This window comes from Zestomonas ipomoeae (assembly GCF_057128665.1).
Genome location: NZ_JBSKHQ010000010.1, coordinates 12,191 through 38,206, shown reverse-complemented (window position 1 = coordinate 38,206; position 26,016 = coordinate 12,191). Strand labels below are relative to the sequence as shown.

Here is a 26,016-nt window from a genome sequence, read left to right as displayed (position 1 = left end):
CACGTTAACGACAGCGCGGCACCCCAGCGACAAGTTCAAACTTCAGCAGATAATCCGTCTCTATTAGCTGCTTGCCACACTTATAACAAATACCACTTTTAAACTTCTGACATGCCCACAGTCATCCAGATAAGCCCACCTGACGGAAATCGTAACGTTGTTTAATTTAAATAAACACAAAACATATCTCTTTCCTATAACCCGACACTCCAGCGAAACGCCCCCTGACGGCCTCGCGCAGAGACCTGAAAGCCAGGCATGGCGGCCCCTGCAGGGGAAAACAAACCCCCACAAACGCCGCAAAAAGCTTCTCTCAACGGGCATCTTATGCGATAATTGCTCGACCAGAACGGCTCTGGCTTTCGGTTGCTCAGGCAACTTCCGCCGCCACTTCATGCGGCACTCCAACTGAAATACAAAAGACAACTTTCCGATACGACCAGGGGCTTTGTTCGTCTTCAAATCCCCCTCTGCATGGATGATATACGATGCCAATGAAATCATTGCTCGCCGGTCTTTCTTTTGCTCTTTTCAGCCAACTTTGCCATTCCGCGGTTTTGTACGACGTGCGCTTTTCCTCGCCACCGAATATCGACGGTCAATCGATCGTCATCGATGGCACGCCCCACACACCCAGCCGGGTGAACATGGGTATGGTGGAGATGAAGTCGGGGTACGCCGGCCAGCCCGGTAACTGGGCGATCTTCAATGCGCCGGGCTGCAGCTATGACCAGATCCAGTTCAACCTGCCGCCGGGGCTGACCAAGGCCTATGTCGCCTGGGACATGCTGCCGAGCGCGATGAACAGCAGCGACAGCGCCTTCAGCGTGCATCTGGACAGCACAGGCTACGGTGCCCGCAGCCTGTCCCTGCATGGCGGCACGAACACCTTCCGGCTGTTCAACTTCGGCAAATCGGCCAACCTGGCTCCGCTGGTGGACCAGCGGAAATACCAGGTCCTGGCGCGGATCGATGCGGCCAGCGATCTGTTGGAGATTTCCATCGACGGAAGCCCGGTCTACACCGGCACGCTTGGCAGCCCGGACCTGACCGGTGTGCGGATGAACCTGTCGCCCTGGACGGGCCGTGCCACCAACTGCGATGTCGCCACGACGGCGGTCAGCAACATCCGCATCTACGAGGACCCGAGCGATCTGGAACCGCCGCCGGCACGGAACATCGGCATCACCTTCGCCCTGGTGCCAGGCTACCCGACCTCGGTGCCCGCCAAGGGTGGATACCTCAGCTACCGCCACGGTATCCAGAACCTCGGCACCGGCTCGCTGAACCTCTATACCTGGGTCACGGTCGATCTGCCGGACGGCACCGGCTTCCCGCTGCGCCAGAGCTATTCCGTGAACCTGGCGCCGGGAGCCAGCACAAGCACCGTGCAGACATCGTTCTACATCCCGAAATGGTTCCCCGCCGGGGACTACCAGGCGCGCATGGTGGTGGTCGACCAAGTCACCGGGGAGCGCCTCTACCAGGACATCCCGTTCACCAAGCTGCCCTGAATGACCGCTAGCTAGATACAAGCAAACGCCCCGGTTTCGGGGCGTTTGCCTGTCATCGCGGCCTGAGGCGTTTCGTGCCGTGATCGCTATCGTTGTGGCGACCCCTATGGCATAAACCCGTGCATTGCAACCAAGCAAGGACGTCGCCGTGAACTCCACAGCCCTGTTGCAGGGAATCTACTGGCTCGATCTCGATGGCATTCGCCAGCGCCACGCCGAGGGGGCCGATCCCAACGCCTTCGACGAGAGCGGCCAAACGCCCTTGACCGAAGCCATCGGCGGCGGCACCGGCTACCCGAAGGTGGTCGAGTTGCTATTGGAGCTGGGGGCAGACCCGAACCACGCCGATGCCCATGGACTGACGCCCTGGCAGGCCTGCCAGATGCGCCGGCATGATCGGGTGGTGACGCGCGAATACAAGCAGATTCGCGCGCTGTTGGAACGTTGCCATGCTGATCGACGCGGCGAAGAGCTGTTCGAGTTGGAGGAGCGCGCCGCCGCCGGCGACCTAGTCGAGGTTCGGGCCTTGCTGGACGCGGGTTGTCCGGTCGAGGGGCCGCATGCCTCACCGCTGGCAGTAGCGCTTGATAACGGCCATACCGACGTTGCCGCGCTGCTGCTGGAGCGCGGCGCGCACGTAGACGGTGCGGACGCCGACGAGCACGGGATGACCTTGCTCATGAGCATCGCCAGCGATGGACCGCTGGATCAGTTGCAGCTTCTGGTGCGCCATGGCGCCGATGTCTGCCGTGCCGGGGACGGGGAAGACGGCTTCATGACAGCGGCCTGGTATGCCCGCGAAGCCGGCAACCACGCCGTCGCCGACTGGCTGGCGGCGCAGCATCCGCGAGCGGAGCGCAACCCCATCCCGAAGTCGGCGCTGAATGGTGGCGCCAAGGCCAAGTACCTCGACCTGTATCGGCATTGCACCAATGGCACCAACCTCGGCCTGGATACCGAGGCCATCGTCCGGCGCCTGCAACGCTGGGACAAGGAGCACGGCATTCATCTGCTCGATGTGGCGCCTGATGGCTTCACCCTGCAGTTCGAACGCCTGCCGGACGATCCAGGCAAGCTGGCCAAGGAGATCGCCAAGTTCTGCCCGGATGTGCTCTCCGGATTCGAAGCCATGGCCGAGCAGGCCGAAACACCACAAGCGTTGCCCGAGGATCTGCAGGCGTTGCTGCAGGGATTGAACCCTGGCGACAAACAGTTCGGCCTGCAGGCGCTGCAGCGCTGGCTGCAGACCCACAAGGCGGTGCGGCTATGGTGGGATTGATGCCTCGCCGGCTGGCCCTGCTCGTCCTGCTTGCCACGGCCAGCCAAGTCCAGGCCGGCTGCGGCGAAGGGCGCGGTACCTGCTACTACTACAAGCGGGGCGAACTCAAGGCCCAGGGCGAGTGCGCCGTGACCACCTGCGCTGCCACCGACCAGTATTTCTTCACCCACTGGGATTGGGATAACGGTAACCGTGTGCGCATCGACTGGAACCCCGAGACCGAGCAATTGCTGGTGAACGGCGAGCCCGGATACAGCCTGGCGCTGCCGTACAAGGACGAACGCATGATTTGCTACGCCGTGACGGCCAGCGACGAACTGGTGTGCAACGACTCGGGCAACTTCTGACCAGATGGCGTGAGCCGCAATCAGATCCAGAGTTCGCCGCCAGCCTCCGCCTCCCCCAGGCGCCGGAGCATTTCTTCCGCATGCTGCCGATTCCGGCAGGAGATAAGCAGCCCGTTTGTCCCGCGCTTGCCGTTCCAGACGGCCAGGCCACCCGATTTGACGGTAACGATGCGGCATTCGCCAAGCACCTTGGGCAAGCGGATACGCGGCAACTCACATCTCCTGAGCGATGTATCGCTGCATGAGCAACGGGATCAGTCTTTCGCGCCAGCACTGCGGGGAGATGCCGCCGCTGGACATGCCGCCATGGGCGAACCTCTCCACATAGAAGGGGCTGACGACGCTCATCGACTTGCCCGTGAGCGCCAGGAACGCCTGCTCCAGCTGCCGCTGCAGAAGCGCAGCACTGCCGGGCAGCGGGGCGGTGGCCAGAAAGTCGCGCATTGCCCGCCACAGATGGGGATCGCCTCGCAATCCCCACTGTGCCGGCTCGATGTCGAACAGTTCGCCGCTGAAGCGCTTGCCGGGCATCACTCCGGCACGTACGGCAATTCCCGCTTGTGCGCGGTGCGGTCGTAGGTGGCGACGATGGTGTCGTAGGCCTCCTGGCTCACTGGCTGGCCATGCAGGAAGGCGTCGATGTCGGCGTAGCTGACGCCGTGGGCGTCTTCGTCGGGGCGGCCGGGGCGGAGTTCTTCGAGGTCGGCGGTGGGGACCTTCTTCACCAGCGTTTCCGGCGCGCCGAGGGCGGCGGCGATGGCGCGGACCTGACCCTTGACCAGCCCGGAGAGCGGCGCGAGGTCGCAGGCGCCGTCGCCGAACTTGGTGAAGAAGCCCATGACCGCTTCGGCAGCGTGGTCGGTGCCGATGACCAGGCCGTTATGCACGTTGGCGATGGCGTACTGGGCGACCATGCGGGTACGCGCCTTGACGTTGCCGAGCACGAAGTCGCGGCGCGCCGGGTCGGCGCCCTGCAAGCTGGGCACGGCGGCGGCGAGGCCGTTGACACTGTCGGCGATGTTGACGGTCTCCACCTGATCGGCGGCGATGAATTGCAGGGACGCCTGGGCATCGGCCTCGTCGTGCTGGCTGCCATGTGGCAAGCGCACGGCGATGAAGCGGTAGCTGGCATCGCCGGTTTCCTCGCGCAACTCCTGCACCGTGAGCTGGGCCAGGCGGCCGGCGGTGGTGGAGTCGACTCCGCCACTGATACCAAGCACCAGCACCTTGCTGCCGGAACGCTTGAGTACCTGCTTGATGAAGGCCCTACGCCGCGCGGCTTCGGCCAGCGCATCGGCAGGGCCGGAGAACGGTGCGGTGACGTTGAGTGCCTTGGCGATTTCTTGCTGACGATTGTTCATGCTCATGTCCTTGCTATTGGCCATTGCCGACTTGGAAAACATGCTTGAGGTAGGCGACGAAGTTGGCGTCGCGGCACTGGGTCTTGCCCGGTGCGTCGGAAATCTTCGCCACCGGATGATCGTTGCAGGCGGTCATTTTTAGCACGATGTTCATCGCTTCGACCCCTGGAATGTCGCAGGTGAGGTTGGTGCCGATGCCGAAACTGACCTGGATTCGACCGCTGAGCGTGCGGTAGAGGTCCAGCGCCTTGGGCAGGTTCAACCCGTCGGAGAACACCAGCGTCTTGCTGCGCGGGTCGATGCCGAGCTTCTCATAGTGGGCGATGGCCTTTTCCGCCCAGACGACAGGGTCGCCGGAGTCATGCCGCAGGCCATCGAAGAGCTTGGCGAAGTACAGGTCGAAGTCGCGCAGGAAGGCATCCATGGTGATGCAGTCGGTGAGCGCGATGCCCAACTGCCCGCGGTACTCGCGCACCCAGCAGTCCAGCGCGGCCTTCTGGCTGTCCACCAGGCGCGGACCGAGCTGCTGGTGGGCCATCAGCCATTCGTGGGCCATGGTGCCGATCGGCTTGAGCTGGAACTCGCGGGCGAGGTGAACGTTGCTGGTGCCGATCAAGCGACCGGGGAAGTCGTGCCGGAGCACATTCAGCACTTCTTCCTGCACGCGATAGCTGAAGCGCCGGCGGGTGCCGAAGTCAGCCATCTGGAAACCGGCCAGTTCGCTGGCGCTGGCCTCGCCCTTCAGCCACTCGAGTTTCTCGTAGAGACGCTCGCGCACCTGATCGAGGCTGACCTGGCCGTAGCGGATGCGATTGCGTACCTCGCTGACGATGGCCAGCACCGGCACCTCGAAGAGAATCACATGCAGCCAGGGCCCGCGCAGGCGGATGACGACCTCCTCGCCTTCCACGCCGACGTGGATATAGCGCAGGTTGAAGCGGAACAGGCTGAGGAAGCGAATGAAATCCGGCTGGATGAACGGAATGCGTTCCAAGAAGCCGAGCTGGTCCTGGGTGATGGACAGCTCCGGCAGGCGCTCGATCTGATAGCGGATTTCCGCCAAGTAGGGCCGCAGGTCCTCGGCATTGCGGCAGCGAAATTCCCACTCGACCTCGGCGTTGGGGTAGTTGTGCAGCACCGCCTGCATCATGGTCAGCTTGTAGAAATCCGTATCCAGCAGGTTCTGCACGCAGCGGTCGGAAAAGGCGCTCTCGGCCATCAGATGTACTCCTTGTTCGATTCGTCCAGGTAAGCGTCCAGTGCAGCCAGACTGTCGCAGAGCACGATGCCGGCGGCGCGCATTTCAACACAGGCAGCCGCTGCCGTGTCGGCATCGATCGCGCGGCAGGCCGGCAGGTAGACGGTGACCGCCAGGCCGGCGCGGCGCAGCTGCAAGGCGGTGGTCTTGACGCAGTAATCCAGCGCCAGGCCGCCCACCAGCACGTGATCGACACCCTGCTGACGCAGATATTCGATGGCCCCGGTGCTGCGCCGCTCCGCCAGGTCGTGGTAGCAGGCGCCGTAGGGGTGCAGGTCCGGCTCGATGCCCTTCCAGACGAAGAAGTCGTAATCCATCGGGGCAGGCAGGCCGTCCAGCAGCTCGAAGCCGACGGTGCCTGGCACGCAATGGCTGACCCAGGTGAGGTCGGCGTTCGGCAGGTCCAGCGGCTGCAGCATGGCCGCATGGTCGCCGACCACCCAGGGCGCCGCCGGGCTGTGGGCATCCTTGCTGCCGATGCGCAGCTGGGCGCGGGCGGCCAGCTCGTTGAGGGCGCCGACGATCTCGTCGCCACCCGGAACCGGCAGCTCGCCGGGGCAAAGCGGGGTAAAGCCCTTCTGGGCGTCGACGTCGAAACTGGCGATCCGCATGGTGCAACTCCTGCTTGCTTGTCCTGACCCATATATTTGCGAAACGCTAATATATAGTCAAGAGCAAAAAACCACCAGGAAAGACCAAATTGATCACATATATTCGATCAGATAGGATATCGCCGCCGTCCGACAGAACCCGCCATGGAGACCCGATGAGTTCCGCAGAAGTGCTCGCCACCGTCGATATCGCGGCTTTCCGCCTGGCCGAACAGGGCCTGGAAGTGCTGCTGGCCCTGCGTCAGCGCGAACCCTACGCGCAGAAGTGGGCGCTGCCCGGGCTGGTGGTCAATGGCCGCTGCGAAGACGTGAACCTGGAGGCGGCGGCCGAGCGCACGCTGCGGGAGAAAGCCCGGATCGTGCCGGCCTACCTGGAACAGGTCTGCACCGTCGGCAACGGGGTACGGGACCCGCGGGGCTGGTCCCTGAGCACCCTGTACCTGGCGCTGGTACCACCCTCTACCGAGGCCGCCGAGGGATTGCGCTTCGTGCCAGCCAACGAGCTGGCCAGCGAGCGCTTTCCGCTGCCCTTCGACCACAACCACCTGGTGGTCCAGGCCCTGGCGCGGCTGAACGGCAAGGCGCTGTACAGTTCGCTGCCGTTCTATTTGCTCGAGCCGGTCTTCACCGTGCTCGACTGCCTCGGCGCCTTCGCCGCCTGCATCGGCCAGCCGCTGCAGCAAACCACCCTGCGCCGCCGCCTGGAGCGCATGAAACAGGAAGGCTGGGTACGCGACACCGGCGAGTTGAACAAGCCGCCAATGGGCCGGCCGCAGACGCTATACGAACACCGGCCCAAACGGGGCGAGCCGTTTATCTTCGATCGCAGTGTGTTGGCGTAGCGAGCATGACAGCGCGGTCTATTCCTTCGACCAAATCTCATGGCTGCGGAGCGCATCGTCCACCGAGCCGTTGAGCTCCAGGGCGTCTCCATGGTCGGTGAGCATGTGGCCGATGAAGGCTGCGATATATTTTCGCTGCGCCGGCGAGCAGGACAGAAATAGCGTATTGAATTCACCATCTGCTTCCAGATGAAACAGCAACTGGGAGAAGTAGCATTCGCTATCGATGGTTAGCAGGCTCAGGCGAACAAGCGCCGGCATGTAGTATTTTTTCCCCTCTGCTGAGCTGAAACAAATGGGGTCCCAACAAGGGTTGCCCAGCTCCTCCAGACCGATTGAATCGATATCGTTTTCCAAGAGAGTCTGATCGTGCTCGGCGCACTCCTCGCAGTGACGATAATTGGTGAGGTGTTCGGGCTTCGCCCCTGCGAACAACCTTTTTGCCTCTGCGACCCAGTCCATTTGCCAGCTCCATGACGCCAATCCCACACAGCGTACCAGCGCGGGGGCGTTTACCCGACTGCTCGCCGCACAGTGCCGCTAGCCGCCACCGCCCTCCTCCCTGCGGCTCACGTCCTCCTCGTCGCCCGCCTTGCCGGCCGCGCGCACTACCGTCAACAGTTCGCTGTAGCCGACCGACCGCCGCTCCAGTGTCAGGCCTGCTTCGTAGTAGCCGCTTTGCGAGCTTGCCCTGGACCACTGGCAGAGCAGACGCACCTCGGCCTGACGCATGCGTCCTTGCTCATCGCCTATGCGCAGGCGCAGGTCGACGCGGTTGCCGACCGGCACCGGCTCGTCGCTGAGCAGGCGCAGGCCGCCTTCGGAGATATCGGCGACATAGCCGATGAGACGGTCGGTGGCCGGGCTGCAGGCCTTCATTCGGGTGTTCGGGAGAAAGGGGATACGACTATGTTCACGCATGGCAGGCTGTCCGCGAATCGAATATCCATATAGACGACCGAATCGGGGTTTTACTTAACCCCGCTGGCAAATCGCCCAGAAAGCAGGTCGCCGGCAGGCTCGCCGCGCCGTCTGACCAACGGCAGTTCCGTTCATCCCTTCGCCGCTAAACCCGCTTTTTTTTCCGTCGATAGCCCGTTAGGGTCCGCTTGCGCCAGGGAGGATGGTGGAGCCGCGTGCTCGTTGTGGCCGTTTAGAAGCGGTCGTTATCAATTGCCGATTTTCCCGCCTGGAAGTGACATGAAAAAATCCGCTCTCAGCCAAGACCGCCTGCGTCTGGTCTTGCCCCTTCTCGCGCTGCTGCTGTCGTTGGCGGCGGGTGCCTATTACTGGCAAAGCGCCCCCTCCGCCTCGGCGCCGGCCACTCCCGGCTCACTGGCGGCGATGCTCGAGCAGCTCCGCGAGTCGCCGCAGCCCTGGCTGGACAACCGCGAAGACCTCTCGACCCTGCTCGGCGACCTGCGCCAGAACACCATTGCCAGCGCCGCGCTGAGCGAAGATTCGGTATTCATCAGCACCAAGAGCGGCGATCACTACTGGATTCCCGAGCAGGACGGCCAGATCGCCGAGCTGCTGCTGCGCCAGTACGCCAGCACCGGCAGCGAGCTGTTCCCCGTCACCCTGTTCGATACCGATGGCGAATCGCCCTGGTACCACGGACTGCTGCGCTTCTGGCCGCTGGCGCTGCTGTTGGCGATCGCAGGCGGCATCGCCGCGTTCAAGCTGCGGCCGTTCCAGGTGCAGCGCAAGGGCACCGGCGTGTCCTTCGCCGACGTGGTCGGCGCCGGCGAGGCCAAGCTGGCACTGCAAGACGTCACCGCCTACCTGCGCAACCCGGCGGCCTATGCCGCGCTGGGCGCGCGGCCGCCCAAGGGCGTGCTGCTCACCGGCGAGCCCGGCACCGGCAAGACCCAGTTGGCCAAGGCACTGGCCACCGAGTGTGATGCCAATTTCATCCAGGTCACCGGCAGCGATTTCTCCTCGATGTACTTCGGTGTCGGCATCCAGAAGGTCAAATCGCTGTTCCGCGCCGCGCGCAAGAAGGCGCCGTGCATCATCTTCATCGACGAAATCGACGGCCTCGGCCGTCGCACCGAGCAGAGCCGCGCCAGCGACACCGAAGGCAATCGAATCATCAACCAGTTCCTCGCCGAACTGGACGGCTTCGAAGGCGCCACCGGCGTACTGGTGCTCGGCGCCACCAACTTCCCCAACTCGCTGGACCCGGCGCTGGTGCGCGAAGGCCGCTTTGACCGCTCGATCGCCGTGGCGCTGCCCAGCCTGGCCGAACGCCAAGCGCTGTTCCGCCTGTATGCCGGGCGCACCAATGCCGAGGCGGACCTGGACTATGCCCAGCTGGCGCGCAACAGCGTCGGCCTGACCCCGGCGGCCATCGCCTCCATCGTCAACCATGCCGCGTTGCTCGCCGCCCGCGGACAGCAGGCGACGGTAGCCATGGCCCACTTCGTCGAGGCCATCGAAAGCTGCCGCATCGGCGAGAAGCCCAGCGGCGTCAGCCCGCTGTCGGAAACCGAGCGCACCCGCATCGCCGTGCACGAAGCTGGCCATGCCCTGGTGGCGGCGGCCCTGAAGGTCGGCCGGGTGGAGAAGGTCACCATCCTGCCGCGCGGCCAGTCCCTCGGCGTGACCCTGGTGACCCCGGTGGAAGACAAGCGCCTGCACCTGGAGTCGGAATTGCGCCACCGCATCCAGATGCTGCTGGCCGGCCGCGGCGCCGAGCAGCTGTACTTCAACGAAGTCTCCTCCGGCGCCGGCCAGGACCTGCAGGAAGCCTCCAAGCTCGCCCTGTCGATGGTCGCCACCCTGGGCATGGCACCGAGCGGCTCGCTGCTCAACCTGCAGGCCGTGCGCGACGCCAACCTCGAGTGCGATACCCGCGAAGCCCTGCAAGCCGCCGACGGGCTGCTGCAGCAGCTGAACCGCGACTGCCTGGCCCTGCTGCAACGCCTCAAGCCGGCGCTGGACAGCATCACCGAGCAGCTGCTGGAAAACGAAACCGTGCCCGGCGAAGCCGTGCTGGCGGCCATCGATGCCCTCGGCCAGAGCAGCGTCTGCCCGCTGCACGGCCACCTGCGCCACGCCGTCGAACGCGCCGCCGCGCCCACCTATGAGGTGGCCATCAGCGGCCCGGAGTTCGATCTTGCGGTGGCCGCCAAAGAGGAAGAGGACGACGGCGGCATGTGCCGGGCGTGAGCCTGCTTCTCGCGAAGGGCTGCTTGCGGCCCATCGCGCGGATTGCCAGGGGCTAACGCCGAGCCCAAAAGGCCAGCTGCAGAAGCAGCACAACCATGGCAAGGCCAATACCACTTAAAACCAGTACCGGCCCCATGTATCCCGTCAGGTCTTGCAGCCAACCGAGCAGTATCTGGCCTGCGCGCAGCGTGGAACGGTTGCCATAAGGCTCGACGAGGTAATAACCGCGCTGCCATATCCCATAGGCACCATGCAGAGGAAGTAAGGACAAGGGCAACAGCACCAAAGCCACCCAAAAGGGCGCAGGTTTTGAGCGCCTGAAATCCATCGCGGGATGATAGGCCGCTCGAATCAACTGGAAGCAGCACACGCAGTAGTAGCCCACCAGCAACAGGGCCAGGACGCTGCCAAAGGAGGGTACGATCGAAACGGCCACCAAAGCCAAGCCACCGAACGACAGGCCGCTCAAGGCCCACAAACCGAGAAATACCTGCTTCATTCAAAAGCCTTCGCAGGCACGAGTCCGCATCACTGTGGCAACCGCAGGCGCACCCCACCAGGGTGCCTGCGCACTACCTCGTAGGGCAGCGTCGACCATTCAGGCCCCTCGCAACTCCGCATGACACGTGGAAAAATCGGATCGAAGTAAAGACCTTTTGGCGTGAAATACCACGTGGGGTAGTCCCATACTTCAGGATCGCTGTAGTCACAATCATCCTCGTTCGCCGGCGCACGCATGACGTCGGGCGCGACCTTGGTCAGTTCCTTGACCAACCAGGGCGCTAATAGGTCGTTTCGGTAGTTCGAGAAGGTATCGAAGTCGACATTAGAAGAATCATCGGCTCTGTGGCGGTGATCCTCCCTGTAATGAAAGGCCTTCCCCTCGCCGACCCAGAGGACATCTTCCAGTTCCAGCGGATTTCCGGTCTCCGCATCCAGCGTGAGGGGCGCATCACCGAAATCCGGATGGGCACCACCGCAAGAATAGCCCGTGGCAATGCTGAGGCTGACGATGCCAGGGGACAACAGCCTTGGAGTGACGGTCTGATAGTGCTCCGCCCAGGCACTGCTCCCTGAGTTGCCGCCAAGCATGCAGGCGAAATAGTTGGTCACCTCGATCCAGAACCGCTCGCGCAAACGCTCGTTGATGCGATTCATCTGCTCGAGGGGGTATCCGGAGACGACCTCGAACATGGTTATCTTCGATATCGGCTCCACTCGCCATTGCAAGCGATAGCCCATGAACGTCTCCTGCTTGCCCTCCTTGGGGGGGCAAGCCCAGCAAGCGCAGGAACTCGTAGCGATCGTTTTCGTAAAGGTGGAACCAGATCGGGTCCGCACCGGCCGGCACAGCCTCCGGGTGAGACTCCTGCAAGCTGACGGTGAACGCCTTGCCCGTCGGGCTACGCCAAGTCCCCCGCCAGCGCTGCCCATCACGCCGCAGCGTCAACGTCGGGCGGGGCTTCCGGTCGTAGGTCTCCGGCCCCTCCAAGAGCACCAGCTCATCCCCGGTGAGAGCGCCGCTGAGCATCAGGTCGTGGTGGTATTTGCGATAGAAATAGCGCCCGCTCACCTCGTCGGGGTTGCCCACGTCCACTTCCATGACGATGGGCATCTTGCCCAGGGTGCCGCTATAAACCGTGGCAGAAGCCCAGACCATGCTTGGCAGAAGTAGCGGCAGGAACAGGCCAAAAACGATGGCCGCCAGCTCAGTATAATGCCTCATGTTGATCAACTCATTTCTCCGGCAACAGTGGCCAACCCGTAATCAAAGGCGGACAGAGGATTAATTTGAACCGTGACACATTGGCCATTTGCTTAATATCATTTGCACTATGATTAGCGCCCGCCTCTTAGCCGGCAACCTACAAGGATAGTTTACATGCTGGTAGCATACAGTGAACCAATTAAAGCGCTGCTAATTTCCCTTCTGGCGCTTTTCGCGACATTCAGTCGGCCCTCCTGCTCAGAAGAGTTTGGACGCCCATTAGCGCCTGGAGAGGTGTTTGGCGATTTTGCTCTCAAAGAGCAATCTCCGTATGAGCACGAGCCTGAGTTGCTTTATCGGGGCACCATATATCGACCTTTTGGACAGTCGCACTCCATCACCGAGTTTCGTAAAATCAACGACAAACCTATGTTACTTGCCGTCGGCTCTCGTCAATGGTCACGAGGAACGCTCCTGATCAGCCTCCAGGGTGGCGTACCTGTCAGCAGGGTGCTTAGCAGCAACTCGGACTTCGGATTCTCCGAAAAGAACTCGGATTATCGGTTATTTCCAGAGACATCCAGCCTTCTGAAAATTTCGACAGGTGAATTGATTCGCTACGACCGTTTCAATACAGCCTTCGTTAAATTTGCAAAGGGCATTTTGGTTGGAGTCTCGCCTGATGCCAGCACGGCGGCGTTTTTCAATGAGAAAGAAATCGTTCTTGTTGACAGGGAAACGGAACTCAAGGGCTCACTGGCGCTTCCAGAAGATAGATCCTACCCAATTCGGCGATCCATAAGCGAAAAGGTCAGCGCCGCGTGGAAATATTATGACCAGCAAGGAGAGAGGATACCTGAAAACCTATTGTACCAACGCTTCACTATTGAATGGTTTCGTGAGAACTTCGAGTGGACGAGAAGAGACGGTGACTGGCACATCATTGGAGTGCAGCGGAAGTCTAACCTTTCAAACATACCAAAATAGTCTCTCACCAATACGCACCCTGATCATGGATGCCAGGAGCACTGCAATGTCTCGCTACTTATCAATCATTCTTCTCATCGCGTTGGCGGGATGCGCCTCGCCGCCAACAGCCTCTCGAGACATACTCTCCACGAAACTTGATACTGAGAACAGTTTTGGAGAAGTGGTCGTAACTTTTGAGCGACCTCCAATATATTCCAATAAAAACTCTGGCAACACCATTTCTTATAATAAGCACCCAAAGCTGACCGTCCCCTTTTCACGATACAAGACATATCCAACACTCGGCATTGACGTGCTAGCCCTGATATTCCCAATTATATATCCAAAGATTGTCTCTGAAAGGGAAGTGCAGCCGATATACATACTAGGTGAGCGGCTGGACAATCACCGCTTTCGGTACCGACTACCTCGAAAAAGCTTCTGGTCGGCTCCGCAAAGTCTTAGCCTAGATTTCGCCATGCCATTAGACGAGAAGGTAAATTTCCGCTTGCACAAAGGCGCTTATTGCGAGGAGGGATTCACACTATCCACGCCCCAATATGGCTATATATTGAAAATCAGCAGTAGTTTCTCCAAGCCCATGTGCCTGAAACCATGTGACATTGGAGGAGGTTACGAATTTGATTGTGCTTACAATCCCTGATTTACCCACCGACCACTTCAATCGAACAAATCAAGTTGCTCCTGTTTCCCACTCGCAAGGCCAGACTTGGCACGTAACCGCTCGGCCAGCCCCGCCGCGCGTTCGGCCTTGGTGCTGACGGCCTCGGCCAGGCGCGGTGGCAGGGCCCAGATTTCTACCTTGTGCTTGGCGCGGGTGATGCCGGTGTAGAACAGGCTGCGGGTGAGCAGCGGGCTGGGCTGTTCGGGCAGCGCCAGCAGCACTTCGGCGAATTCCGAGCCCTGGCTCTTGTGCACGGTCATGGCGAAGGCGCTGTCGTGGCTGGGCAGGCGTGCTGGAGCGAAGGGGCGGTGGCCGTCTTCGCCTTCGAAGAACACCCGCAGGCCATTGGCGGTCGGCAGGCACAGGCCGATATCGCCGTTGAACAGGCCGAGGGCATAGTCGTTCTGCCGCACCATCACCGCACGGCCGGGGTACCAGCGCTCGCGCGCGGGCATGCCCAGGCGGCGCTTGAGGCGGGCCTCCAGCGCTTCGTTGATGCCGGCAACGCCCCACGGGCCCTCGCGCTGGGCAGTCAAGGCGCGGAAGGCATTGAAGGCGGCGAAGGCCTGGGTCGGGTCGCCCTGGCGGGCGGCGGCCAGGTAGGGAGCGTAGGCGCTGTCCAGCCGTTCAAGCAGCGCGGCAGGGCTCGGCGTCGCATTCCAGGCCAGGTCGGCGCGCGCTTCCCGCAACAGCTCCTGGGTGCCCTTGGCGTCGCCGGCGTTGATGCGCCGGGCCAGTTCGCCGATGCCGCTGTCGCCGGCGAAGCGGTGGCTGTGGGTGAGCAGCACCACGGCGTCGCCGAGTTGGGAGCGCGGCTGCTCCACCGCTACCGGCTGGCCGGTGAGGCGTTGCAGATCGGCGGCGGCCTGAGCGTCGAAACCGCGCCCTTCGCAGAGTTCGGCGAATACCGCGCCGGCCTCCACGGCGGCGAGCTGGTCCTTGTCGCCGAGCAGGATCAGCCGGGCACTCGGCGGCAGAGCCGCGACCAGCTTGGCCATCAGCGCCAGGTCGACCATCGACGCCTCGTCCACCACCAGCACGTCCAGCGGCAGCGGATTGGCCGCATCGTGGCGCACCTGCGGGCTGTCGCCGCGGCTGCCCAGCAGGCGGTGCAGGGTGCGGGCCTCTTCCGGCAGGGCAGCCTTGATCGCTTCGCTCACCGGCAGCTCGGCCTTGGCATTGCGAATCGCCTCGGCCATGCGCGCGGCGGCCTTGCCGGTGGGCGCGGCGAGGCCGATGGCCAGGCGTTCTCCACCGGGCTGCTCCAGCAGCGCGGCGAGCAGGCGCACCACGGTGGTGGTCTTGCCGGTGCCGGGGCCACCGGAGATCACCGCCAGGCGCCGGCGCACCGCCTGGGCGGCGGCCAGGCGTTGCCAGTCCGGCGTCTGGGTATTGCGGGCGAACAGCCGGGCAAGGGACTCGCCCAGTTGCGCCTCGTCGACCGCCGGCACATCGGCGGCGCGAGCCAGTAGTTGCCCGGCGAGCCGGCTTTCGTAGGCGTGGTAACGGGCCAGGTAGAGGCGGTCGTGTTCGAGGATCAGCGGCGCGAAGGTGCACGGTCCGCCCACCAGCGGCGAGGCCTGCAAGGTTTTCCGCCATTCGGCCAGGGACGGCAGTCGCAGGGTCGAGTCGGTTTCCGGCCAGGCAGGCTTGCCGGCGCGGTGCGCCAGCATCAGGCAGACATCACCCTCCCCCAGGGCCTGGCTGCAGAGCGCGGCGCTGACCAGCACCGCTTCCGCAACCTGCGGGTCGAGGCGCTGCAGGCTGTCGACGAAGGCCCGCTCCAGGGGGCCCAGAGAGAGGTCAGACAGCATGGCGAGCACCTCCCGTTGGGATGTAGCACGCCTGTAGGGGCGAATTTATTCGCCCAGCGACGCTAAGACAGACGAATGAAATCGCCCCTGCACGCGCGCCCTCCTGTCGGAGCGAGATGCTCTTCACGCGCCCTCCTCGAACAGCCGGTCCAGCGCATCCAGCAGGCTGTCGGCCGGACGGGCGAAGTAGACGCCGGCATCGGGCATGCCGCGCAGGAACAGGTAGTAGGCGCCGCCCAATTGCTCGTCGGCAAAGTCCGCCAGGCGCTGGCGCAGGAAGCGCCGCAGCGCAACCAGGTAGATGAGGAATTGTAGGTAGTAGTGCTCGCCGGCCAGGGCCTGCAACAGCCGCTCGCCGCCGTAGTGGCTGGCATCCGGGCCGAGCCAGTTGGATTTGTAGTCGGCGATGTACCAGCGCCCGGCATGCTCGAAGGTCAGGTCGATGAAGCCCTTGAGGAAGCCGCGCAGGCTGTCGAACTCCAGCCGCGCCGCGGCTTCGCGCAGCGGTTCGGCCAGGCCGTGGGCGGGATCGCAGAGGATCGCGCGCAGGCGCTGCACGTCCAGGTTGGCCACCGGGAAGGTGAAGCCGAGTTCCGGCAGGCGCCGGGTCGGCGCGAGGGTGGACAAGCACAGGCCCTGGCCATTCAGGTCGGTTTCCAGCACGCGCTGCAGATGCGCGCTAGCCAGCGGAGCCCATTCTTCCGGTAGGCCATGATCGCGCAGCGCAGGCGCCACCAGTTCGTCCAGGCTGCCCTTGCCGCGCGCCCAGTCTTCGAGGATGGCGTGCAGGCAGGTGCCGGCGCGGGCGCCACGGGGAAAGGCGAAGAAGCCGGCGCCCGGCTCGCTGGCGTCGGGCATGGCCAGGTTGTCGCGGTCCGGCGCCTCCATGTGCACACCGGCGGCCAGGCCGGAGAAGCTGCCGATGCGCCAGGCGCTGTGCAGGCCGCGTTGCAGCTGCGACAGCTCGGCCGGCGGCACGGCGCGGGTCTGGCCCTGGGCGCTGGCTTCGCGGTCCAGTAGGGGCAAGCGGTCGATGGTGCCGTCGCTGCCGGCGCTCAGCGCATCCAACTCGCCGCGCAGTGCGGCTGCGTCGCTGCGCGCCAGGTGCTCGGCCAGCTCGGCAAGGGCGTCTTCGCCTCCCAGGTGGCGGCCATGCAGCAGCCAGGCCAGGGCACTGCTGTGCAGCCCATCCTCGGGCAGCTCGCCATCCTTCTTGGCCTTGGGCAGGGCCACCGGGCCCCAGTGCAGCCAGAGCCGGTCGCGGGCACGGGTCAGTGCCACATAGGCCAGGCGCAGGCGCTCGGCGAAGCGTTCCTGGCGGGCGCGGCGACGGTTGTCGTCCAACGCGGCGCTGCCCAGGTCGAGCAGCGGCGTGCCGTCGTCGGCGTGGCAGGTGATGTCTTCGTCCTTGCGCAGCAGGCCGCCGTCCCACAGATAGGGGCAGAACACCAGGGGGTACTCCAGGCCCTTGCTGGTGTGCACGGTGACGATCTGCACCCGCTCGGCATCGCTTTCCAGGCGCAGCAGCGCTTCGTCGCCCATGCCGTCGCTGCCGCGCTGGAGATTGAACCAGGCCAGCAGCGGCTCCAGGCCAGGCCGTTGCAGGCTTTCGCTCTGCAGCAGCTCGGCCAGGTGCAGCAGGTTAGTCAGCCGCCGCTCGCCATCGGGCAGCGCCAGCAGCCGCTCGGCCACTGCCTGCTCGTCGAGCCAGGCGCGAAAGGCGCGCATGAAGCCCTGCTGCTGCCAGAGCTGGTGGTATTTCTCTGCCGCTTCGCGCTCGGCATCCCAGGCCAGCTCGTCATCCTGGCAGCGCGCCAGTTGCACGGCATCGCGGCCCAGCAGGCGGGTGGCCAGGGCGTAGCGCAGCAGCCCTTCACGGCCCGGCTCGGCGTAGGCGGCGAGCACGGCGGCCAGCTCCTCGGCCTCCTCGCTGTGCCAGACACTGTCGCGCCCACGGCGCACGCTGGGCACGCCGCGAGCCGTCAGCTCGGCGGCGATCTCGGCGGCCTGCCGGTGGCTGGCTACCAGCACGGCGATATCGCCGCCCTTGAGCGGGTTACGCTGACCGTTCTGTTCGAAATAGGCGCGGCCTTTGCCGCTGGCAGCGAGGATGGCGGCGATGCGCCGCGCCGTGTCGACGGCGGCCAGGCGCCCGGCCTCGCCCTTACCCATCGCCTCATCGCCGAGCCAGACCAGCGCCAGTGGCGCTTCGCGCTCCGGCAACACCAGCGTCGCCCGTGCCTTCTCGCCCGGCTTGACCGGCGGGTAGTCGAGGCCGGGCTCGGCGAACGGCCGCGGGCGGTCGAACAGCCGGTTGAGCGCGGCGATCAGCGCGGGCGTCGAGCGGTAGTTGAAGGGCAGGTCGTAGCGCCGCGCCGCCTCGTCGCGGGCCTTGAGATAGGTCGCCAGATCGGCGCCACGGAAGGCGTAGATGGCCTGCTTGGGATCGCCGACGAAACACAGGTCGCCTTCATTCCGATAGATGCGGCTGAAGATGGCGTACTGGACCGGATCGGTGTCCTGGAACTCATCGATCAGCGCCAGCGGATAGCGCTCGCGCAGGGTCGCCGCCAGCTCGTCGCCAGCCGGACCCTGCAGGGCCTCGTCGAGGCGATTGAGCAGGTCGTCGAAGGCAAGGATGCGCTGGGCCGCCTTGCGCGCCGGCAGCTCGCGGTTGAGCTGGTCGAGCAGGCGCACTTGCAATGCGATCAGCCGCCGCTCGCCGGCGGGAATGGCCTCGGCCAGCGCCTCGCGCAGGTCGTCCAGTGCCTGCGCCAGCGCGCAAGCCGGCGCGTCGAAGCCCTTCTTGCAGGCCTTGGCCAGGGCCTGGATGCCAAGCTTCTCCAGCGCCTGGGGCGGATCGAACAAGGCCGCCGGATCGGCGAAATAGGCATCCAGCTCGCTGGACCAGAGCGGGAATTTGTCCAGCTTGTGGGTGGTCTGGCTGAGCCCGCCGTGCTCGCCCAGCTCCTCGACCCAGGCGTAGCCGGCACTGCGCCATAGCGCGGCGGCCCGCTCCCAGGCGACGCTGGCGGCGGACAGGTCGGCCTCCGCCAGCTCATCACGCGGTTCGATGCGCAGGTAGGGCTTGCCCAGGTGGCCGCGCAGCCGCTGGCGCAGCCAGGTCGGGGTGATGCGCTGCTTGGCCAGGAAGCGCGCCCAGGCCGGATCGGCCTCGGCCAGCTCGTGGCGCCAGGCGTCGGTAAGCAGCGCATCGAGCACCTCGCGGTCGTCGCTGGCCAGCTCGCTGTCGAAATCGCCACCGGCCTCGAACGCCGCATCCTGCAAGGCACGCTGGCAGAAGCCATGGATGGTGAAGATCGCCGCCTCGTCGAAGCCGTGCACCGCCAGCAGCAGGCGCCGATGGGCATCCTCGCCGGGATATCGGGCATGCAGGCGGGTGAGCAAGCCATCTCCGCTCGGCGTGCCCTCGTACACCGCCAGCAGCTCCGCCAGCCGCGCGCGGATGCGCTCGCGCAACTCGGCGGTGGCGGCCGTGGTGTAGGTCACCACCAGAATCTGCCCGACCGAGAGCTGGCGCTCCAGCAGCAAGCGGGCGTAGAGCGCGGTGAGCGTCCAGGTCTTGCCGGTACCGGCGCTGGCTTCGATCAGCGAACGACCGGTGAAGGGCGAGGTGAGCAGGTCGAGGCTCACCCCTCGCTCCCGGTCCGAAGGTCTTCCCCGGTCAGGATCGTGCTGAGCGCGAGGTTGCTGTAGTAGTTGGAGCGCCCGATCTTGCGCTTCTCGACAAAGCCCGAGTCCGCCAGCTCGTTGAGGTAGCGAGTGGCCGTGAGACGGGAGACCTTCAGATCGCGCATGATGAATTCGATCTTGGTGTAAGGATGACTGAACAGGTTATTGATCAGATCCTGACTGTAGAACTTATGCCGCGCCCGGATGCGATGCTTGTAATCGAGCAGCGCCGCCTTGATCTCCTCGACGGTCCCGATTGTCTGCCGCGCCGTCTCTTCGATGGCCCCCAGCATGAATAGAACCCACTCCTCCCAGGCGTCGTCATCCCGCACCGCTTGCAGCAGCCGGTAGTAGTCGGCCTTGTGACTGACGATGTAGCGACTCAGATAAAGCACCGGGATATCTAGCAGCCCGCATTTGAGCAAATAGAGAACGTTGATGATGCGCCCGGTTCGGCCATTGCCATCGTAAAAGGGATGAATGCTTTCGAATTGATGATGGACCAAGGCCATTTTTATCAGAGGGTCGGCATCGAAGCAGTCGTTGTCATTGATGAACTGCTCCAGGTCGCGCATCAGGCGAACGACTACCTCGACCGACTGTGGTGGCGTGTAGACCACCCTGCCAACCCCATCCTTCAGCGTCGTACCGGGAAGACGACGCAGCCCGGCGTTGTTGCGCTCCAGAACCGCCTGGATTTCCAGGATCTGGTTTGTCGTCAGCAGGCCGGTCTTCAGCACGGAGGCAAACCCCACGTACAGCGCCTGCCTGTAGCGCAGCACCTCTTTAGCAGCCGGATTGGCCCTGGAATCGGGAAACGCATCGTCTCGAAACAAGTCATCGTGGGTGGTCACGATGTTCTCGATGGCGGAGCTGTCCTTCGCTTCCTGCATGCCCAGGGTATTGATGAGGATCCCTTGGTGCGGGATCGACGATGCCACGCCCTTCAGCTCCGCCAGCATGCGGCTGGCTGAGTTCAGCTTCTTGAGGATCGCTCGCGTTTCGAAGCGCGAGGGGTCCAGCCGTTGCAAGGGTAATAATTCGGGCATTCAGCGCACCTGGCGGCTCATCGGTTAGGAATGAACAATTTTTTATACATTCGAGACTGCAAATGTATAGAAAACTGGCCTTTCCTATAAACGTTCCTGAGCACAGGTATAGGAATCGGCGAATTTTGATACACGACCGCGGCTAGTCTTCCCCACCGTTAGCGGCCAATGCCTCGAACGCCGGCAGCAACAATTGCTCGGCCAGCGCTTCGAAGCGCTCGTCCAGCGGGTCGAGATCGCGGAACGCCAGGGCGTACCAGGCGTCCTGGCACTCGCCGGCGGGGCCGAAGTCGGTGCCCTCCCAGGTCACGCGGGCTTTGTCGCGGGCGGCTTCGCGTGGGTCCTTCTTGCTGCGGGAACTGGGGGCGTGCAGGGCCTGGGCGAAGGCGTAGCTGCTCTTGGTCAGCAGCGGCAGTGGCTCGCAAAGGGCGTCCTTATAGGCGCTGAGCCAGGGTTCCAGCAGGCCGGCGGCATCGCTCAAAGGGCCTAGCTGCCAGTCGCCGGCCGGCGACAGCAGCAGGCTATCGCGCCGCACGTCGGCGCCGGCCGCCAGGTTCAGCAGCAGGTGACGCAGCCAGAACGGCGCCAGGTCCCATTCGCCAAGGCGGTTCAGCCGCCAGCCGAACAGGCCCTGGGAGGTCACGCCGTCCAGCCAGCCATGCACGCGTACGCCGGCCAGCTGGAGATCCACCAGCAGCGGCTGCGGCACCTCGTCCGGACGGGCCTCGAACAGGCGCGGGGCAAAGGCGCGCACCGGGCCACGCAGTTTGCCCCACAGCGCCTGGCCCAGTTCGCCCGGCGGCAGCCAGCCGGCGGCACAGGCGACGCGACGTTCCTGCTCCTGGCTCCAGTCGCGCTCCAAGGCTTCCAGTGCCAGCTGGCGCAGGCCGCGCCAGGCCGGCCCTTCGAGGGCGAAGGGTTCGTCGCTGGCCAGCGCTTCCTCGGCTTCCGGCAGGCGCAGGCCGAGGCGCTGTTCGAGCAGGAAGCGCGCCGGGTGACGGAAGCATTGCAGCAGCAGCGAGGGCTCGACGGTGAGCCAATCTTCGTCCGGTGCCGGCAAGCGGCTGGCGAACGGCTCGGGGCTGGCCGGCGGCCCGGCCAGGCGCCGGGCGGCGCGGAACCAGGGGGCGGAAAAACCGCTGCGTACACCCCCCTCGAAGTTGCCGGGGGCGAAGGGCTGCAGCGGGTGGGCGATGGTCAGCCTGGCGCTGGCCGGCAGGGACGAATTCATTCGCCCGCCTGGGTCCGTGCTGGCGACTGAATCCGCCTCTACGGATGCGGTGAGGTCCACCGCCTCGAGGATTTCGCTGACCAGCACCGACGGCGGCAGCACGGCATTGTCCCGGGGGTCGCGACCGACGTAGCTGAGATAGAGCGTATCGCGGGCACTGAGCAAGGTTTCCAGCAGCAGGTAGCGATCGTCCAGCCGCCGGGCGCGATCGCCGCGGCGGGGATTACGGGCGATCAGGTCGAAGCCGGCCGCCGGCGTGCGCCTCGGCAGGGCGCCATCGTCCAGGCCGAGCAGACAGACCAGGCGGAACGGCAGGCTGCGCATCGGCACCATGGTGCAGAAGGTCACCGCGCCGGTGAGAAAGCCACTAGCCCCACCGCCCTGCTCCAGCGCGGCGGTCAGTTGCTGGCGCACCAGCGCCAGCGGCAGCGGTCGCTCAATGCCGGCCGCCCCGCCCTGTTCGCGCAGCGCGGCGCAGGCCTTGGACAGCAGCAACAGGGTTTCGCCAGCGCTGCGCTCGTCGAACAGAGTATCGATCAGCCCTTGCAGGCACTCGGCCCAGCCTGCCAAAGCACGGGGCCGCGCCAGCTCTTCGGCGAACCCGGCCAGGCGCTGGACGAATCCGGCGAGGCGGCCGAGCAACTGCCCGCGCGCGCCCTCCACGGCATCCAGCGGCCAGCTATCGCCCAGCAGCGGGGCGTCTTCGCCGGCCAGTTGCGGCGGTGCGGCAAAGCCCAGCAGCAGGCGATCCAGCCCCTGGCGCCAGGTGAAAGCGGTATCCGCCGGCAGGCCGAGTTCGGCTCGGTGCAGGCCGTCACGCCCCCAGCGCACGCCGGCGTCGCGCAGCCAGTCGCGCAGCAGCGGCAGGTCGTCGCTATCGATGCCGACGCGCGCGGCGATGGCCGGCTGCTCCAGCCAGCCGAGGATTTCCTCGGCAGTGAACCGGCTTTCCGGCAATGCCAGCAGGCCGAGAAAGGCTTCGATCAACGGGACTTCCGCGCGCAGGCTGCGATCGGCCAGGCTGTAGGGAATGCGCGCGGTGCCGTCGCGGGCGGCGAACACCGCTTCGATATAGGGCGCGTAACGCTCGATATCCGGGGTCAGCACCACCACTTGGTCGGGGCTGAGCGTGGAATCGGCCTGGAAGCGGGCGAGCAACTGATCATGGAGAATTTCCACTTCGCGCAGTGGCGAGTGGGCGATGTGCAGCTCCAGCGAACGGTCGTCGGCGCGCAACGGCAGTCGCTCGTCCGGGGCACGGGTGCGCAGGCGCAGGATGTCGTTCTGCAAGGCGCGCAACAGGCTGCTGTCGTGCAGATCGGCGTCTTCGGAATAGAGACCGGTCTCGTTGCCCTCGAGGCTGAACAGGCTGTCGAAAAAATCGCGGCCTTGCTTGCCGAGGCTGGCCAGCAGCGGGTGGCCGACGTCGAGGTACCAGTCGTCCTGGCTCACCTCGGGCTGCCGGGCCAGCTCGCGGATGTCGCGGATCTCGCCCCAGGCTTCGCGGCAGGGGTTGAGGGCACAGATCACCACGTCGATGTGCCGGGCCAGGCCGTCGAGCACCCGCAGGTGGTGCGGTGGCAGGCTGCTGATGCCGAACACCAGCAGCCGCTCGGGCAGCCCGACGATGGGTTCGGCGCTGTACAGGCGGCGCAGCAGCTCTTCCAGCAGGCGGGCGCGATGCGGGTGGCCATCGGCGGTCAGCTCGTACCAGAGCAGCGCTTGCCATTCCTCGTCGGCGCCGAGGTCGAGCCGCTCGCCACGCTCCCAGGCCGCCAGCCAGTCGTCGCGATACAGCAGGTACTGGTCGAAGACGTCAGCGATCTTCGCCGCCAGCGACAACCGCCGGCGCTCGTCGCCGCCCTCAAGGTAGTGCGCCAGGCGTGGCGCACGGTCGAGATTGGCCGGCTCGCACAGCCAGTCGTAGAGGCGCCAGGTGAGGCTCGCCGGGGCGAAGGCGGATTGCTCCGGCAACTGGCCGAGCACCGTGCGCGCCAGCTCCCAGACGAAACGCGCCGGCAACTGCACCTCGATCTGCATGGCGATGCCCTGCTCGCGGGCCAGCTCCAGGGTCAACCAGCGGCCCATGCCCTGGCTCGGTACCACCACCAGCGCCGGTGCGAGCGGCTCCCGCAGCGGCTGGGCCAACAGTGTGGTGGCCAGCGCGCCGAGGGTTTCCAGGTCGGGAGCGTGGTAGAGGTTGAGCATCGGGCAGCCGTGGCGGGATCGATAGAGAGCAAGGTTAACAGGCCGGCGGCGCGATGCCTGCGGGCATTACGCCAGCGCCGGGCGCTGGCTAGCGAACTTGCAGGCAGATCTGGGAAGCAAGCATGCTGCACTGCCCAACCAAGACAGGCCAAACATGCCCCACTTTCGATGTCTCTGCCTGATGCTAGGCGTTTGCTTTTTGCTCGCGGCCTGTACCCAGCCACGCGAGCCGATCACCGAAGAGCGCGAGGTGTATCGGACCCTCTTCGAATACCTGAACCCCGCCGCAAAACCCATGTTGGTCAGGGACCTGACAGTCCCCATGCAGGACAAAGAGCAAGCCATCGGGCGTTTTAGCTATGAGGCCGACGTGCTCGAACAAGCCAAAGCATCCCTCGTTGCGATGAACACAACGCCCACTTCGGCGCCTATGCCCACGCGGGAGAACCTGACCACATTATCGAACGGCGAACTACGCAGGCTGTTCCAGGGCGATGGGATAGCACGTGGCTGGCAACGCTTCTATCGCGCTCATCCACATGCGCAGAACCTGATGAGCCTTTCCAGAGTTGGCTTCAACAAGAACACCGATCAAGCCTTGGTTTACTACCACATGGAATGTGGTCCCACCTGCGGTGGCGGCCACCTCGCCTACCTGAAACGAGACCTTCTTGGCTGGAGGCTGGTTTGGATCGAGACGCTGTTCGTTTCCTAAATCGCCCATTCACCGCCAGGCCCGCCGCAATTTGGCCAGGGCCTCGGTGATCTGTGCCTCGTCGATCCCGGCGAATCCCAGTACCAGCCCGGCGCGGGGCGTCGAGCCGGCCAGGCAGTAGCCGCTCAGCGCACTCAGCTCGACGCCGACGGCGGCGGCCTTGCCCACCAGCTCACGCTCGCGGGCCAGGCTGTCCAGCGGCACGCAGACATGCAGGCCGGCCTGCACTTCCGGTAGCGCCACGCCGGCCTCGGCGGCGGGCCAGTGGCGCAGCAGCACATCGCGACGCAAACGGGCGGCGCGGCGCATGCGGCGGATGTGCCGCTGGAAGTGTCCGCGGGCGATGAACTCGGCGAGCACCGCCTGGGTGCCGATTTCCGAGTGACGCATGTTCAGCGTGCGCAGTTGCGCCAGCGGCTCGACCAGTGCCGGCGGCACCACCAGGTAGCCCAGGCGTAGGGCGGGAAAGATCACCTTGGAGAAGGTGCCGACGTAGAGCACGCGGCCCTGGCGGTCGAGCGAGGCCAGCGGTGCCAGGGGCGTGCCGCTGTAGCGGTACTCGCCGTCGTAGTCGTCCTCGACGATCCAGGCCTGCTCGCGTTCGGCCCAGTCGAGCAGCTCCAGGCGCCGCGCCAGGGACAGGGTGACGCCGCTCGGATACTGGTGCGATGGCGTCACGTAGGCCAGCCGGCAGTCACGCAAACCCGCCAACTGGCGGGTATCCAGGCCTTCCTGATCCACCGCGACGCCACACAAGCGCGCCCCGGCAACGGCAAAGGTCTGGGCCGCAGAGCGGTAACACGGGTTCTCCAGGACCACGCCGTCGCCGGCCTGCAACAGCAGTTGGGCGCAGAGGCTGATGGCCTGCTGCGCGCCGCTGGTGATCAACACCTGCTCGGGGGTACAGCGCAGGCCACGGCCGTTGCGCAGATAGGCGGCAATCATTTCCCGCAGGCGCGGCTCGCCAGTGGCCTCGCCATAGCCCAGACATTCCAGCGCAGGCGCGCGCCAGAACTGCGCCTGCAAGCGCGCCCAGACGTCGAAGGGGAACAGGTCGAGGGCCGGCAGGCCGAGACGGAACGCCCGCGGCTGGCCTTCACGCGGGGCATCCGGCCCGTGCGCCTGCAAGCGCGCTTGCAGCGGCTGGGGAATCCGCGCCTGGGTTGCCGGTGGCAGTACCGCCGGCACGCCGCCGCCCAGTTCGGCGACGTAGGTGCCATCGCCGATGCGCCCGTCGATGTAGCCCTCGGCATAGAGCTGGTCGTAAGCACGCACCACAGTATTGCGCGAGATACCGAGCGCTTCGGCCAGTTCGCGGCTGGCCGGCAGGCGCATGCGGCTGGCCATTCGGCCGTCGAGAATGCGTTCTCGCAGGGCCTGGTAGAGCTGGCGGGCCAGGCCCTGGCGCGGGTCGAGGCGAAAGCCGGCGGGATCGAGCGACAAGGGCGGTTTGCTGGTCATGGACGGCAGCCAGGATGGAGAGAAGGCCAGCATAAATTGGACCTTTCGAAATGACCATGAATGGCTCTTACAAAGGACCAATAGCCCGCCTAGCATG

Annotated in this window: 21 protein-coding genes; 7 read left to right on the top strand and 14 right to left on the bottom strand. The window is 64.8% G+C overall.

Features of this window, described 5'->3' with window-relative positions; translation table 11 throughout:
* Nucleotides 1-488 precede the first annotated feature (488 nt).
* The 3 genes from ACWKV7_RS12540 to ACWKV7_RS12530 all read left to right on the top strand — a co-directional run bounded on the left by ACWKV7_RS12540 (nucleotide 489) and on the right by ACWKV7_RS12530 (nucleotide 3,140).
* Nucleotides 489-1,514 (top strand): COG1470 family protein, encoded by a 1,026-nt coding sequence (locus ACWKV7_RS12540; protein WP_483858010.1) that lies wholly within the window; start codon nucleotides 489-491, stop codon nucleotides 1,512-1,514.
* A 148-nt stretch (nucleotides 1,515-1,662) separates the two neighbouring features.
* Nucleotides 1,663-2,793, top strand: coding sequence for a DUF4253 domain-containing protein (locus ACWKV7_RS12535; RefSeq protein WP_483858009.1), 1,131 nt, complete (start codon nucleotides 1,663-1,665; stop codon nucleotides 2,791-2,793).
* The gene (locus tag ACWKV7_RS12530; protein WP_483858008.1) at nucleotides 2,793-3,140 is read left to right on the top strand and encodes a hypothetical protein; all 348 of its coding nucleotides are present in this window, start codon (nucleotides 2,793-2,795) and stop codon (nucleotides 3,138-3,140) included. The genes ACWKV7_RS12535 and ACWKV7_RS12530 overlap by 1 nt, the downstream gene beginning before the upstream one ends.
* Before the next feature lie 20 nt (nucleotides 3,141-3,160).
* Here ACWKV7_RS12530 and ACWKV7_RS12525 read toward each other — a convergent pair whose 3' ends face one another.
* The 5 genes from ACWKV7_RS12525 to ACWKV7_RS12505 are packed head-to-tail and all read right to left on the bottom strand — an operon-like array spanning nucleotide 3,161 to nucleotide 6,370.
* Entirely contained in the window at nucleotides 3,161-3,352 is a 192-nt protein-coding gene (locus ACWKV7_RS12525) for a hypothetical protein (protein WP_483858007.1), read from the bottom strand.
* 1 nt (nucleotide 3,353) lies between these two features.
* Nucleotides 3,354-3,671, bottom strand: a complete 318-nt coding sequence (locus tag ACWKV7_RS12520; RefSeq protein WP_483858006.1) for a hypothetical protein — start codon at nucleotides 3,669-3,671, stop codon at nucleotides 3,354-3,356.
* Nucleotides 3,671-4,501, bottom strand: coding sequence for an NAD(+) synthase (gene nadE / locus ACWKV7_RS12515; RefSeq protein WP_483858005.1), 831 nt, complete (start codon nucleotides 4,499-4,501; stop codon nucleotides 3,671-3,673). The genes ACWKV7_RS12520 and nadE overlap by 1 nt, the downstream gene beginning before the upstream one ends.
* 13 nt (nucleotides 4,502-4,514) lie before the next feature.
* A complete protein-coding gene (pncB, locus tag ACWKV7_RS12510) occupies nucleotides 4,515-5,720 on the bottom strand; it encodes a nicotinate phosphoribosyltransferase (RefSeq protein WP_483858004.1) in 1,206 nt (401 codons plus the stop codon).
* Entirely contained in the window at nucleotides 5,720-6,370 is a 651-nt protein-coding gene (locus ACWKV7_RS12505) for a nicotinamidase (RefSeq protein ID WP_483858003.1), read from the bottom strand. Before ACWKV7_RS12505 ends, pncB begins: the two co-directional genes overlap by 1 nt.
* 155 nt (nucleotides 6,371-6,525) lie before the next feature.
* Here ACWKV7_RS12505 and ACWKV7_RS12500 point away from each other — a divergent pair, with 155 nt between their 5' ends.
* Entirely contained in the window at nucleotides 6,526-7,212 is a 687-nt protein-coding gene (locus tag ACWKV7_RS12500; RefSeq protein ID WP_483858002.1) for an NUDIX hydrolase, read from the top strand.
* 18 nt (nucleotides 7,213-7,230) lie between these two features.
* Here the strand turns inward: ACWKV7_RS12500 and ACWKV7_RS12495 are convergent, their stop codons facing one another.
* A complete protein-coding gene (locus ACWKV7_RS12495) occupies nucleotides 7,231-7,674 on the bottom strand; it encodes a hypothetical protein (RefSeq protein ID WP_483858001.1) in 444 nt (147 codons plus the stop codon).
* Nucleotides 7,675-7,752: 78 nt separating this feature from the next.
* Nucleotides 7,753-8,133: a PilZ domain-containing protein gene (locus ACWKV7_RS12490; protein ID WP_483858000.1), complete on the bottom strand. Its 381-nt coding sequence runs from the start codon at nucleotides 8,131-8,133 to the stop codon at nucleotides 7,753-7,755.
* Nucleotides 8,134-8,412: 279 nt separating this feature from the next.
* Here ACWKV7_RS12490 and ACWKV7_RS12485 point away from each other — a divergent pair, with 279 nt between their 5' ends.
* On the top strand, nucleotides 8,413-10,386 hold the full coding sequence (locus tag ACWKV7_RS12485; RefSeq protein ID WP_483857999.1) for an AAA family ATPase: 1,974 nt from the start codon (nucleotides 8,413-8,415) through the stop codon (nucleotides 10,384-10,386).
* A 52-nt stretch (nucleotides 10,387-10,438) separates the two neighbouring features.
* Here the strand turns inward: ACWKV7_RS12485 and ACWKV7_RS12480 are convergent, their stop codons facing one another.
* Both ACWKV7_RS12480 and ACWKV7_RS12475 read right to left on the bottom strand, forming a co-directional pair.
* Nucleotides 10,439-10,885, bottom strand: coding sequence for a hypothetical protein (locus ACWKV7_RS12480; RefSeq protein ID WP_483857998.1), 447 nt, complete (start codon nucleotides 10,883-10,885; stop codon nucleotides 10,439-10,441).
* A gap of 29 nt (nucleotides 10,886-10,914) precedes the next feature.
* Nucleotides 10,915-11,628 (bottom strand): hypothetical protein, encoded by a 714-nt coding sequence (locus ACWKV7_RS12475; protein ID WP_483857997.1) that lies wholly within the window; start codon nucleotides 11,626-11,628, stop codon nucleotides 10,915-10,917.
* A gap of 640 nt (nucleotides 11,629-12,268) precedes the next feature.
* Here ACWKV7_RS12475 and ACWKV7_RS12470 point away from each other — a divergent pair.
* On the top strand, nucleotides 12,269-13,081 hold the full coding sequence (locus ACWKV7_RS12470; protein WP_483857996.1) for a hypothetical protein: 813 nt from the start codon (nucleotides 12,269-12,271) through the stop codon (nucleotides 13,079-13,081).
* Between the two features lie 663 nt (nucleotides 13,082-13,744).
* Here the strand turns inward: ACWKV7_RS12470 and recD are convergent.
* The 4 genes from recD to recC all read right to left on the bottom strand — a co-directional run bounded on the left by recD (nucleotide 13,745) and on the right by recC (nucleotide 23,743).
* Complete coding sequence (recD, locus tag ACWKV7_RS12465; RefSeq protein ID WP_483857995.1) at nucleotides 13,745-15,562, bottom strand: exodeoxyribonuclease V subunit alpha; 1,818 nt, start codon at nucleotides 15,560-15,562, stop codon at nucleotides 13,745-13,747.
* A 123-nt stretch (nucleotides 15,563-15,685) separates the two neighbouring features.
* Nucleotides 15,686-19,216: an exodeoxyribonuclease V subunit beta gene (recB, locus tag ACWKV7_RS12460; RefSeq protein ID WP_483857994.1), complete on the bottom strand. Its 3,531-nt coding sequence runs from the start codon at nucleotides 19,214-19,216 to the stop codon at nucleotides 15,686-15,688.
* On the bottom strand, nucleotides 19,213-20,304 hold the full coding sequence (locus tag ACWKV7_RS12455) for a Fic family protein (protein WP_483857993.1): 1,092 nt from the start codon (nucleotides 20,302-20,304) through the stop codon (nucleotides 19,213-19,215). The genes recB and ACWKV7_RS12455 overlap by 4 nt, the downstream gene beginning before the upstream one ends.
* Before the next feature lie 142 nt (nucleotides 20,305-20,446).
* The gene (recC, locus tag ACWKV7_RS12450) at nucleotides 20,447-23,743 is read right to left on the bottom strand and encodes an exodeoxyribonuclease V subunit gamma (RefSeq protein ID WP_483857992.1); all 3,297 of its coding nucleotides are present in this window, start codon (nucleotides 23,741-23,743) and stop codon (nucleotides 20,447-20,449) included.
* Between the two features lie 154 nt (nucleotides 23,744-23,897).
* Between recC and ACWKV7_RS12445 the strand changes: the two genes are divergently transcribed.
* Nucleotides 23,898-24,458 (top strand): hypothetical protein, encoded by a 561-nt coding sequence (locus ACWKV7_RS12445; protein ID WP_483857991.1) that lies wholly within the window; start codon nucleotides 23,898-23,900, stop codon nucleotides 24,456-24,458.
* Between the two features lie 9 nt (nucleotides 24,459-24,467).
* On the opposite strand, the gene pdxR is transcribed toward ACWKV7_RS12445, so the two are convergent.
* A complete protein-coding gene (gene pdxR, locus ACWKV7_RS12440; RefSeq protein WP_483857990.1) occupies nucleotides 24,468-25,919 on the bottom strand; it encodes a MocR-like pyridoxine biosynthesis transcription factor PdxR in 1,452 nt (483 codons plus the stop codon).
* Nucleotides 25,920-26,016 lie beyond the last annotated feature (97 nt).